The organism is Chryseobacterium barbadense (assembly GCF_042849955.1).
Classification (GTDB): Bacteria; Bacteroidota; Bacteroidia; order Flavobacteriales; family Weeksellaceae; genus Chryseobacterium.
Genome location: NZ_BAAFHL010000019.1, coordinates 45,869 through 57,840, shown reverse-complemented (window position 1 = coordinate 57,840; position 11,972 = coordinate 45,869). Strand labels below are relative to the sequence as shown.

The window sequence follows — 11,972 nt, the reverse complement described above, 5'->3', positions numbered from 1 at the left end:
TTTGCCACCATGATCGATAACCTGAAATATGAGTATAACGGGAATAAGCTGACCAAAGTAACCGATGAACAGCAAAACCCGTCCGGTTATCCTTATATAGCCACCCCGAACACTATTACGTACGATGCCAACGGAAATATGATTACCCATTTGGATAAAGGGATTTCCTCCATCCAATATAATTATTTAAATTTACCAAGCCAGATCACCCAAAACGCCAAAGTAACCAGCTATACTTACAGAGCAGACGGGGTGAAGGTAAAGAAGCTCTTTGGAGATATAGAAACGAATTATCTGGATGGATTCCAATATAAGTCAACTTATACAGCTGAATCAAATCTTGAAGGAACTCCAATAGATCCTGATGAGACTCCTGTTTTAAAGCTGAGAATTATCCCTACTTCTGAAGGATATTATGATGCTTTACATGGGCAATATGTATATAATTATACCGATCACTTGGGAAATGTAAGGTTAAGCTATTCTGATTATGACAAAAATGGAACGATCCGTCCTAAGGCAATTACGGAAACCATATGTGATGGTCCAATTGATGATCCATTCACAATTTGCTACTCACAATGGCAACCGGGAGAAATTGTAGAAAATAACAACTACTACCCTTTTGGAATGCTGCATAATTATACAGCAACCACGCAGAACGCTTACCAATACAAATTTAATGGTAAGGAGCTTCAAGAGTCTGGAATGTATGATTTTGGAGCCAGAATGTATATGCCGGATTTGGGAAGATGGGGCGTCATTGATCCTTTAGCGGAAAGCTACAGAAGGTGGTCTCCTTATCATTATGCGATGAACAATCCTGTTAAATTTACGGATCCTGATGGTATGGGGTCTTACGATTCGGAAGGGGTTTGGCATAGTGAAATGGAGGATTTTAACAATTACCATCATATAAATTGGAATGCACATGATCAAGAGTATAATACCTTTAAGCCAAGCGATGAGGGTGGCGGTGGCGGACCAGGCATAACAATGGGAGATTTATGGGATGCTTTGTTTGCACAATCTGAGGATTATACACCAAATTTTGAGCAGTTTGATTTTGAGCAATTTGGAGCGGAAGATTGCTGTCCTGATCCGGCAGCTCCATGGTTTTTTGATAAAAAAGGCGAAGAATTGATGAATCATTGGCTTGGAGGTTCTGGAAAAAAATTAAGTTTTGCATATGATAAAAACTGGACTATATACATGAGCAATAACGGATTTATAAAGGATGAACTTCTTAAAAGAGCAATAGCACGAAGTTATACCATGTATTCAGAGGGAAAAACTAAATATTCTGAAACATCGGGTAATTTTTCATTTGAAATAGATAATACATATAATACCGGATACGGTATGCTCCATGGAACTCGATATTTTAGTTACGTTATGAATGGAAAATATGATAAATCAATCGATTCATATATCTTTAATTTTGATTTAAAATGGACTGATCAGATAAACCATAATAAAAATGTTTTAATGGATAGAGTGTTTAATGGTATTGCTAGGTCTATTGGTCATCCTGCTGATTATTGGATAACAATTAAATGGACTCAAACAATTATAGTAAAAAATAAAGAATGGGAAAGATTAAGATAATTATAGCATTATTTCTACTTATTAGTTGTGACAATAATTCTAATTTTACGAGAAATAATAAGAATAGAGGAGTATTTATTAAGCAAAATACATTTATAAATTCGCCTGGAAGATATTATTTCAGAGACCTCACTATTATAGTAAAAGAATTTAAGGATGATACTATTGTTTATGGGGTTTTTGATTATTATAATAATCTATTATATCAAAGGAATATTAATACTCCAATAAGTAGTCATATGAAATGGACTATTTATATTGATAATCAAGGTCAAATATGGTTTTACAATGTAGATTATCAAGAAACAAATGTTTTTATTATAGAAGAAAAAAAAGGAACTTTTATTAAAGATAAAAACAAACTTCCTTCAATACCAATAGAGCTTTCTAGATTTATAAAAGAATAAAAATGGAGTTTCTAGCTTTTTTGAGACAAAAAGTTTATATTTCTTATACGCTTTAAACTTTGAAAACCAAATAATTAATTAGAGTGTTGAAATCAACACTCTGATTTTTAAAACAAATTTCGCAAAAAACATCATAGTGTTCTTGAAACCACAGACAATAATGATTACTCTCCAACGGTTACCAATACAAATTTAATGGTAAAGAGCTGCAGGAAAGTGGGATGTATGATTTCGGAGCCAGAATGTATATGCTGGATGTTGCCAGATGGGGAGTTATAGATCCTTTAGCGGAAAGCTACAGAAGATGGTTGCCGTATCATTATGCGATGAACAATCCTGTTAAATTTACGGATCCTGATGGTATGGGATCTTATGATTCGGAAGGAGTTTGGCATAGTGAAATGGAGGATTTTAACAATTACCATCATATAAATTGGAATGACATGATCAAGAGTATAATACCTTTAAACCAAGCGATGAAGGTGGCGGTGGTGGACCAGGCATAACCATGGGAGATTTATGGGATGCTTTGTTTGCACAATCTGAGGATTATACACCAAATTTTGAGCAGTTTGATTTTGAGCAATTTGGAGCGGAAGATTGTTGTCCTGATGACCCAAAACCTAAATCAAACAAAGAGATTACTCCATATGAATTAGGAGTTGAATGGCTTACAGGGACTGGTCCAAGACACAGAGATTTTACAAATGGAGATTTGATGACTGAAATGTTACGAAAACATTCTCATGTAGAGAAAACAAGACAGATAATATTGTATAATGTATTACATGGTCAAGAACTTTCTGGTAAAAATTCATATCAACTAGGAGGAATAAAGGGAGTGGATTATATATAAAAGATTACTCAACCCTATTAACTGGGGGAGTAACAGGGAACTTAGCTGTGACTTTTCTCGGATCATATACATTAAACTGGACAGCTATGCCTAATTATAGGAATCATACAGTAACTGTTCGTTTTTCTGTGGAAAATTCTTCTACAATGCAATCTGCTTCCAGACCTCCTGTTTTAGGCTATTTACCTGTGTGGCAAAATACAGCTGGAAAATATATAAATGAAAAATTTAAAAGTGGTTGGGGATCAAAAACAACACAAAGATTAATTTGGACGGAAATTTTAAAAATGAAATAATGGTAAGAATAGGTTATTTATTAATAGTAATATTTTCACTAATAAGTTGCAGCAAACCTAAGATTGAAAAAGAACATTTTATAGGTGAATGGGAATCAGATGATGGCTCTGTAATAATATTAAAACCAAATGGCACGTGTACGTTACAAAATATAAATCATTATATTTTTAGTAGTTTTCCTGAAAATAGTAATAAGAAATTGAATACTAATGGTACTTGGAATATAGTAACCGCTGAAAGTGGAACTATTGATGGTATAAATAAAGGCATTAAAATTGTCTATGAAATACCTGATACTCAGACAAAAGGTAGTATTACTTTCTTTATCTCAGGCCAAGGTATTCAGGGCAATACCCCACCATGGAGTTTATATGTTTGGGACGGTGATCCAGATGAAATGAAAAAATATGAGTTTATTAAATAGTTTTATAAAGAGTAAGAGTAGGAACTAAGTACCCTTGTTTATTAATCTAAGCGTAGATCCTTTAGCGGAAAGCTACAGAAGATAGGTCGCCTTATCATTATGCGATGAACAATCCTATTACGTTCACCGATCCTGGCGGTATGGGGTCTTATGATGCAGATGGTGTTTGGCACAGTGAAATGGAGGATTTTAACAATTACCATCATATAGACTAGAGATCACCTGATGAAAAAGAGTATAATACCTTTAAACCAAGCGATGAAGGTGGCGGATCAGGTATAAACATGCGCATAAATTTTATATATTTGTATATATAACTAAAAGTTCATTGATTCTTTGATAAGATTTTGCTGATCAAAATATTTTTATGGAGTTGTGGTAAATTCGTGGCAATGCTCTGTTTTGAAAATGTACTAAATTCATTTTCAGGATTAAAAGATAAATAGTTCGAATCCCTCACTCTCCGCAAAATTTAAAATACATCATTGATTCAATGGTGTATTTTTTTTGTCAAGTGTCTATATTTTTTGACAGGTAATTGTTTTGTTTATCCATAAATTGTCAAATTTGAGTTCCCTTAAACTTTACAGGATGGATGCTAAAATGATGCGCAGTGTTTCCAAGTAACTATTTTAATTCTTGTGTACAACATCAGAATAGAATTCTTTGAAATTATTAACAAGATGGTTACGGGGCTTTTAGTTTTGTGTAAATTTATCACACCAATTAAAAATAATCAGAATATGGAATTTTCACCATTCAATAACGTGGTAAAGCGATGTCTTCAAGGAATGAGTATGGAAGAAAAGGGAAAACCTGAGGAAGCTCGCCGATTATTCCTTCAGGCTTGGGAAGAATCCGGAAACGATCATGAAAAATTTCTCGCTGCCTATTATATATCCCGACATCAAAAAACAATTCCTGATACCTTAAAATGGCTCGAAACAGCTTTGGCACATGCTGTCATTCTTAATGATGATACAGTAAAGAGTGCTTTCCCGGCTCTCTATTTAAGAATATCTGACTGCTACAAAAAATTAGGCAATGTTGAAAAGGCAAAAGAGAATGCTGAATTAGCAGTGCTATTTAAAAATAACCCTTCCGATAAAGGTCCTTTTTATCACGGAACCAAAGCGGATTTAAAGACGGGCGATTTTCTGAAGGCAGGTGGTAATTCTAATTATAAGTCTGAACTTACCATGAATCATATTTATTTCACTGCTTTAGTGAATGGGGCAGGACTTGCCGCTGCATTAGCGAAAGGGGATGGAAAGGAACGTGTATATATTGTTGAGCCAACTGGAAATTATGAAAATGATCCCAACCTTACGGATAAAAAATTCCCGGGTAACCCAACCCGCTCGTACCGTTCTGAATCTCCGTTGAAAATTACTGGTGAAGTAACGGATTGGGTTAAACCAAATCCTGAAGAACTTCAGAAATTCCGTGAAAAACTAGAAAGCAGTGAGGGAGAAATACTAAATTAAGCGGCCTTAGAGCAAAACGTATTAAAAGAAAACTTATATTTTATGAAGTCTTTTAAATTCCTTCTTCCATAAGCAAAACATTGAATAAATGTCCGTCAGGATCGGCAAAAGTAAAACCATAATAACCGGATCCGTTTCTTTCTGTTTCATGGGAAATACGACCACCGGCTTCCTTAACTCTGTCTTTCCATTCATTCACTTCTTTTTCAGTTTCTGCTGAAAGAGTAAATATGATTTCGCTGGTTTTGAATCCCGGGGATAAATATTCATCTATTTTGGTTCCCTGTTCAAAAAAATGGATCACAAAATTATGTTCACCAAAAAGAAAGCTGGCTAGTTTCGGATCACTATTAGATGGGGTGGGAGTAAATCCCAGTCGGGTATAGAATTCGTGAGTACGTTTGGCGTCTTTTACACTAAAATTGGCCCAGATTTTTTTTGATTTCATAGATGTTGGATTGGTATTATTTTGATAACGCAAAACATATCAACTTCGTATTTTTACCAATTTCATACGTGTTTTTATCAAAATAAAAATGAAAAAGCCCTTTATATTTGTCAAAGATGTGATCATGACATTTTTTAAAGAACAATAATTCGAAATTTTTTTTTCATCATTTGTGTTTTTTTTAACCGTATCTGAAAAGATACGGTTTATTGTTTTTTGATAGTCAAATAAAATAACCCTACTGCCGTTTTGAGACTATGAAAGAACTTTTAACAGAGCCTTTTTTACATTCTGATAACGGTTTTCCGAAGATTAATACAAAGGAAATATCAGATTTGTTGTTGTTACGGCCGGAACAGCTTTTTCAGCCGCATCGGGTTTCATTTTATGCGATTCATCTTCTTTGTGAAGGTTTTGGAAAACATTCCATTGATTTTGATAGCATTGATATAAAAGAAAAACATATTCTGTTTATTTCTCCGGGACAGATCGCCCAATTTCATCATCCGACAGATTATAAAGGCCGGGTTTTGATTTTTACTGAAGATTTTTTTTGCAGAAATAATGCCCAGACTCAATTTCTGGGACATACCTGTCTGTTTAATGATCCGCTCAAGCTGTCATATTTTTCTGTGGATGATAGATTTGAAGAGATTCTAAACCTGTTTGATGGTATTCATAAAGAGTTACAAAGACCATTTAGTGAAATAAAATCTTCCATAATCAATAATTACCTGTTCAATATATTGCTTATTGCAGAAGAACTTTATCAGCCGATGGAAACGATTCTTGATACTCATCCTTATAAAATCCTGGTTTCGAAATTCAAGAGTATAGCCAACAAAGATCTCAGTTGCCAGTATTCAATTCAATATTTCGCAGATCAGTTGAACGTAAGTATAAGAACGTTGGAAAAGGCATTTGTTGAGGTAGAAAAAATCACTCCTAAAAAATGGTTAATAGAAAGAATTATTTTAGAGATTAAAAGAAATCTGGTGTATAATGAAATTACAATAAGTGAAATTGCCTATAATCTCGGATTTAAAGAAGTGACGAACTTTACAAAATTTTTCAAAGCAAAAACAGGACAGACTCCTTCTCGGTTTAGAGAAAATATGCATTGATAGGTGTAAAAAAAGTCCACAATCTTTTTGGTTGTGGACTTTATACTAAATATATTATAATTAAGATTCGGTCTGTATTAATCTGTAATTTTGTGAAACGGGCTCTTTACCGAATAAACAGGCAAATATATTTTGAAATTCATGAATATACTTGCACCGGATTGCGTTGCCGTATATCTTAAGCCCGTCAACAATTTTTCTGGAACTTAAGTCAATGTCATATTTTATAAACGGTTCAGGTCTTTCATAACGTATTCTCTGCTCAGAACTGTAAGTTCTAGAGAATCCAAACTTTTCAAGCCATTCTTCCGTAATTTTTATAGGCTTGATCGTGTCTGCGGGAACTGACACGCTTTGGATGTCATTTTCAATTCTCACAAAATAATTTTTCTCATGATTTTGGAATATCTCAGCAATAGTAAAAATCTGATTCTTGTATTCCACAAGATTTTTAATCTTTAGATCTGCAACGTTCATAGTATTATATTTTTGTGTAAGGTTAGGGTATAAGTGTGTTGGTAAACAATATTATTGCAAATATTATGCCTTATATGTTTCTTTTTTTAAATTATATATTAATTATGATGTAAATAATTTAATAATTGTTCATTGATTGGTTTAAATTCAAAAGTAATTGCCTGAAATGAATTTATACGAAAAGTTCACCATTTGTATTTGATGAATCTTTTTTAAATTTATATCCTTATTACGTGAGCAATATGAATAATGATGAGAAATTATTTAAGAGAAGTAAGGAAATTGCCAGTAGCTATTTTTCTTTTCTGGATCAACACATTATGGATGTAATTAAAGGAGATGCTTCTGAATTCCTCGAGCTTAATGAAATTGCCGGTAAACTGGCTGTTTCACACACTCATCTTACAGATACCATTAAAAAAGAAACAGGCAATCATCCTTGTTATTTTTATGATGCTAAGATTATTGAACAAATGAAGTTAATGCTTTTGGATTCGGATAAGTCCATTGCCGAAATAGCTTTAATTTTCACCTATGATCCTTCTAATTTTTCAAAGTTCTTTAAAAAATGGACGGGCCTGACTCCGGGAAAATATAAAAAAAACAATTCAGGCAAGAGCTAAACTTCCGAAAAGTTCACCATATTTAATTCCTCTTTCCGGGTCATATTTGTACTGTAAAACAATAAATAAAAAATTATGTCACAAAATGATTTAAAAGGTAAAATAGTGCTTATTGCAGGAGGTGGAAAGAATCTGGGTGGATTATTAAGCAGGAATTTTGCAGCAAAAGGGGCAAAGCTGGCCATACATTATAACAGTGAAAGTTCAAGAGCAGACAGTGAAAAAACACTGGCAGATGTAAAAGCGTTGGGGGCGGAAGCATTCCTGTTTCGGGGAGATCTTACAAAAATAGAAAACATTACCAAATTCTTCGATGAAACCATTACAACATTTGGCGGGATTGATATTGCTGTGAATACCGTAGGAATGGTTCTTAAAAAGTCTTTTGTAGATACTACCGAAACGGAATTTGATACCATGTTCAATGTCAATTCAAAAGTGGCTTATTTCTTTATCCAGGAGGCAGGTAAAAAGCTTAATGATCACGGGAAGATTTGTACCATTGTCACGTCTTTATTAGCTGCATATACAGGGTTGTACTCAACGTACGCGGGAGCTAAAGCTCCGGTGGAGCATTTTACGAGAATGGCTTCCAAAGAATTTGGAGACAGGGGAATTTCGGTTACAGCAGTTGCTCCGGGACCTATGGATACCCCTTTCTTTTACGGACAGGAGAGTGATGACGCAGTAGCATATCATCAATCTGCTTCAGCATTAGGAGGGTTAACCAATATCAAAGATATTGCACCATTAGTGGAATTTTTGGTGACTGACGGTTGGTGGATCACGGGTCAGACCATCTTTGCCAATGGTGGCTATACCACGAGATAAAATATTTAAAGACATGTAAATGAGGCGATTGCGAAAAGCAATCGTCTTTTTTTATGATAAATGAAGAATTTGTTCCATTTTTTTGTTAATTTAATAGGAAAATAAAAACAACAAATGAGTAGTTAAATTCTTAGAAAAATCACCTTAAAAATGTGAATTAATCTGATTTTCAATAAATGGTTTAAAAGAATACCACACATAGTTTTTTTAATTAAAGATTAAAAATCTGATTTCAAAAATCATATATTTGTTTCTTTAAACAGCTAAAACAATTAAGGATGAATATTGATTTTTTAACAGCCACATTTAAGGATTTTGAGAATATCCCGGATTACGATATTGCTCAAAGAGCGGATTATTTTTATGAATTTCTGAATCATATGAAATCCAGAGGGCACATGAATTACAGATTAAAAAATGTTTCGGGAACCAATGCAACATTAAATATAAATATTGCAGACCAGAAAAAAGAATATGTAAGCTTCGTTTCCAGTGATTATTTGGGATTTACACAGCATCCCAAAGTAAAGCAGGCTGCCATTGAAGGGATTGAAAAATATGGAACAGGTACCGGAGCAACACCTCTTATTGGGGGATATTTTGATTATCATTATGCATTGGAAAAAACAATTGCCAATTTTTTTGGAAGAAATGAGGATGAAGCAGTAATCTATACTACAGGATATACAGCTAATAGTGCCACTTTGCAGATTTTGATGCACAAGGAAGATTTGGCTATTTTAGACATGGCTGTACATGCCAGTGTGCATGAAGGGTGTGCTTTTACCAATAAAAAAACATTTCCACACAATAATTTGGAAGCTTTGGAACACATTTTGAAGATATCTGAAAATACGTACCGTACAAAACTTGTTGTAGTAGATGGAGTATATTCCCAGGATGGTGATACTTCGCGTCTCAATGAGATATACGATCTTGTAAAAAAGTACAATGCTTACCTTATGGTGGATGATGTACATGGTGTTGGGATTTTAGGTGAAACCGGAAGAGGAACAATAGAGCAGGCTGGCTTACTGGATAAAGTAGATTTCATTACAGGTACATTCAGCAAAACATTTGGTAATTTGGGCGGATTTGTGATTACGAATAAAAAAATCGCATCGTTCCTTAAATTCCAATCCAGACAGCAGATTTTCTCAGCAACAGCACCACCTTCATCTTTAGGAATCGTAAAAGCAATCGAATTGATTGATGAAGAACCGATCTGGAGAGAAAGGCTATGGAACAATATCAATTACTTTAAAAAAGGTCTTGATGATTTGGGTATGGATACCGGAGTTACCTGTTCAGCAATTATTCCGGTGAAAATAGGGGATCAGAATAAAATGTGGGATATCGGAAGAATACTGATTGAAAAAGGAGTATATACAAATCCTATCATGTATCCTGCTGTAGCAAGAAAAGATGCACGTATCAGAATGAGTGTAACGGCGAGACACGAAAGGGAGCATCTTGACAGAACATTAAATGTATTTGATGACATTAATAAAAAAATGCATATCGCGAAAAAACAATAAATTATGCCTAGAAAAGTAGTGCAAGGTCCTATTAGGGACAAAGAAAAGACAAAACAAAAACTGCTTGCAGCAGTGGGGAAAATCCTGAGAGTAAAAGGCTATTCAGGATTAAAAGTAAGTAAGATTGCGGCTGTAGCCGGTTTTGATAAAAAACTTATCTACGAGTATTTCGGAAGTACAGACAAACTTATCGATGAATATATTAAGTCTCAGGATTACTGGAGTAAGTTTAATCCGAACGTAGAAGAGGAAAAGGTAACAACAATAGGTAAAGAAGTTCTTACTCAGGGAATATTGATGCAGTTTGAAAGTTTGAAAAAAAATAAAGAACTGCAAAAAATTATCCTTTGGGAGCTTTCCGAAAGCAAGCCGATACTTAAGAAATTAGTACAACAAAGAGAAGATGTGGGAGCTGAGCTATTTGCGGTTACAGATCCAATTTTTGGGGAAAATGCTAAAAGATTTAGAGCCATTTTAGCTTTGATTGTATCAGGAGCTTATTATCTGAACCTATATCCTGCTTATAATGCCAATGAATTTTGCGGGCTTGATATGAAAACAGATGAAGGCAGGTCTGAAATTGAAAAAGCGATTGTTGATATCGTAGATTTTGCATATCAGAAAGCGAAAAAGTAATTAATAGTTTCGGGTTTAATCAAAAATGATTTTGTTAATAATTTGAAGACTTTTGGCTTTCAAATTAGAACTATATTTCTTACTTTTGGCCAATGGAAAATTTTATAGTATCTGCAAGGAAATACCGTCCACAGGAGTTTGAGACTGTTGTAGGGCAATCCCATATTACGGATACTTTAGAGCATGCAATTGGAGAAAATCAGTTGGCGCAGGCTTTACTGTTTTGTGGACCCCGTGGAGTGGGGAAAACCACCTGTGCCCGGATTTTGGCAAGAAAGATCAATGAAAAGGATGGTTCCGTTTCAGAGGATGGTTTTGCCTATAATATCTACGAATTGGATGCGGCATCCAACAACTCTGTTGATGACATTCGTGAGCTTATCGATCAGGTTCGTTTTGCGCCTCAGGTAGGTAAATACAAAGTATACATCATCGATGAGGTTCATATGTTGTCTTCCGCAGCTTTCAATGCTTTCCTTAAAACATTGGAAGAACCGCCTGCACATGCTATTTTCATTCTGGCTACCACAGAAAAACATAAAATCATTCCAACGATTTTATCACGTTGCCAGATTTATGATTTTAAAAGAATCACCATTGAAGACATTCAGGGGCATTTAAGAAAAATCGCCCAACAGGAATCCATTCAGTATGAAGATGATGCTTTGTACCTGATTGCCCAGAAGGCTGATGGTGCATTAAGAGATGCTCTTTCCATATTCGACAGGCTTTCTACATTTTCCCAGAAAAATATTACCCTCGCAAAAGCGGCTGAAGTTCTTAATATTCTCGATTACGATCAGTATCTTAATATCGTAGACCTTGCTAAAGAAAATAAAATTCCGGAAGTGCTTTTTGCATTCAACGAGATTGTGAAAAGAGGATTTGATCCGCATATTTTCATCGCAGGTTTAGGCAATCATTTCAGAGATCTGATGATGGCGCAGAATACCTCTACCATAGATTTGATTGAAGTTGGGGAGAAAACAAAAACTAAATTCGTTGAACAGGGACAAAAATGGACTGCACAGCAATTGATTGATGCTGTGGAAATCTGTAATCATGCCGATATTAATTACAAGAACTCCAAAAATCCAAGACTTACCGTTGAAATTGCTTTGATGCAATTATCTTCTCTGACTACAGGCTTAGATTCTAAAAAAAAAAGTTCATAATATTAGCGCCGTTTCTTCATGAAAAAATTGAGGTAAAGCTT

At 34.5% G+C, this 11,972-nt stretch carries 15 protein-coding genes; 13 read left to right on the top strand and 2 right to left on the bottom strand.

Annotated elements, in window-relative coordinates; translation table 11 throughout:
- From ACGHIN_RS09515 to arr, 7 genes are all read left to right on the top strand, one after another.
- On the top strand, window positions 1–1,608 hold a 1,608-nt coding region (locus ACGHIN_RS09515; protein ID WP_390452853.1), incomplete at its 5' end, for an RHS repeat domain-containing protein.
- Entirely contained in the window at window positions 1,590–2,015 is a 426-nt protein-coding gene (locus tag ACGHIN_RS09510; RefSeq protein ID WP_390452851.1) for a hypothetical protein, read from the top strand. The genes ACGHIN_RS09515 and ACGHIN_RS09510, both read left to right, overlap by 19 nt.
- Window positions 2,016–2,236: 221 nt before the next feature.
- Window positions 2,237–2,521, top strand: a complete 285-nt coding sequence (locus tag ACGHIN_RS09505) for an RHS repeat-associated core domain-containing protein (RefSeq protein ID WP_390452850.1) — start codon at window positions 2,237–2,239, stop codon at window positions 2,519–2,521.
- Between the two features lie 2 nt (window positions 2,522–2,523).
- On the top strand, window positions 2,524–2,871 hold the full coding sequence (locus ACGHIN_RS09500; RefSeq protein WP_390452848.1) for a hypothetical protein: 348 nt from the start codon (window positions 2,524–2,526) through the stop codon (window positions 2,869–2,871).
- A gap of 86 nt (window positions 2,872–2,957) precedes the next feature.
- Entirely contained in the window at window positions 2,958–3,167 is a 210-nt protein-coding gene (locus ACGHIN_RS09495; RefSeq protein ID WP_390452847.1) for a hypothetical protein, read from the top strand.
- The gene (locus tag ACGHIN_RS09490; protein WP_390452846.1) at window positions 3,167–3,592 is read left to right on the top strand and encodes a hypothetical protein; all 426 of its coding nucleotides are present in this window, start codon (window positions 3,167–3,169) and stop codon (window positions 3,590–3,592) included. Before ACGHIN_RS09495 ends, ACGHIN_RS09490 begins: the two co-directional genes overlap by 1 nt.
- 1,079 nt (window positions 3,593–4,671) lie before the next feature.
- Entirely contained in the window at window positions 4,672–5,079 is a 408-nt protein-coding gene (gene arr / locus ACGHIN_RS09485; RefSeq protein ID WP_390452856.1) for an NAD(+)--rifampin ADP-ribosyltransferase, read from the top strand.
- Window positions 5,080–5,131: 52 nt separating this feature from the next.
- Here arr and ACGHIN_RS09480 read toward each other — a convergent pair whose 3' ends face one another.
- Window positions 5,132–5,527: a VOC family protein gene (locus ACGHIN_RS09480; protein ID WP_390452844.1), complete on the bottom strand. Its 396-nt coding sequence runs from the start codon at window positions 5,525–5,527 to the stop codon at window positions 5,132–5,134.
- 257 nt (window positions 5,528–5,784) lie between these two features.
- Between ACGHIN_RS09480 and ACGHIN_RS09475 the strand changes: the two genes are divergently transcribed.
- Entirely contained in the window at window positions 5,785–6,651 is an 867-nt protein-coding gene (locus ACGHIN_RS09475) for a helix-turn-helix domain-containing protein (protein WP_390452843.1), read from the top strand.
- A 60-nt stretch (window positions 6,652–6,711) separates the two neighbouring features.
- Here ACGHIN_RS09475 and ACGHIN_RS09470 read toward each other — a convergent pair whose 3' ends face one another.
- Window positions 6,712–7,128, bottom strand: coding sequence for a hypothetical protein (locus ACGHIN_RS09470; RefSeq protein WP_390452841.1), 417 nt, complete (start codon window positions 7,126–7,128; stop codon window positions 6,712–6,714).
- Between the two features lie 242 nt (window positions 7,129–7,370).
- On the opposite strand from ACGHIN_RS09470, the gene ACGHIN_RS09465 reads away from it, so the two are divergent.
- The 5 genes from ACGHIN_RS09465 to dnaX all read left to right on the top strand — a co-directional run bounded on the left by ACGHIN_RS09465 (window position 7,371) and on the right by dnaX (window position 11,931).
- Window positions 7,371–7,751, top strand: a complete 381-nt coding sequence (locus ACGHIN_RS09465) for a helix-turn-helix domain-containing protein (RefSeq protein WP_390452854.1) — start codon at window positions 7,371–7,373, stop codon at window positions 7,749–7,751.
- 75 nt (window positions 7,752–7,826) lie between these two features.
- On the top strand, window positions 7,827–8,582 hold the full coding sequence (locus tag ACGHIN_RS09460) for an SDR family oxidoreductase (RefSeq protein WP_390452839.1): 756 nt from the start codon (window positions 7,827–7,829) through the stop codon (window positions 8,580–8,582).
- A 278-nt stretch (window positions 8,583–8,860) separates the two neighbouring features.
- The gene (locus ACGHIN_RS09455; protein ID WP_390452837.1) at window positions 8,861–10,120 is read left to right on the top strand and encodes an aminotransferase class I/II-fold pyridoxal phosphate-dependent enzyme; all 1,260 of its coding nucleotides are present in this window, start codon (window positions 8,861–8,863) and stop codon (window positions 10,118–10,120) included.
- Window positions 10,121–10,123: 3 nt separating this feature from the next.
- Window positions 10,124–10,756, top strand: coding sequence for a TetR/AcrR family transcriptional regulator (locus tag ACGHIN_RS09450; protein WP_245141170.1), 633 nt, complete (start codon window positions 10,124–10,126; stop codon window positions 10,754–10,756).
- 92 nt (window positions 10,757–10,848) lie between these two features.
- Complete coding sequence (gene dnaX, locus ACGHIN_RS09445; RefSeq protein ID WP_390452834.1) at window positions 10,849–11,931, top strand: DNA polymerase III subunit gamma/tau; 1,083 nt, start codon at window positions 10,849–10,851, stop codon at window positions 11,929–11,931.
- Window positions 11,932–11,972 lie beyond the last annotated feature (41 nt).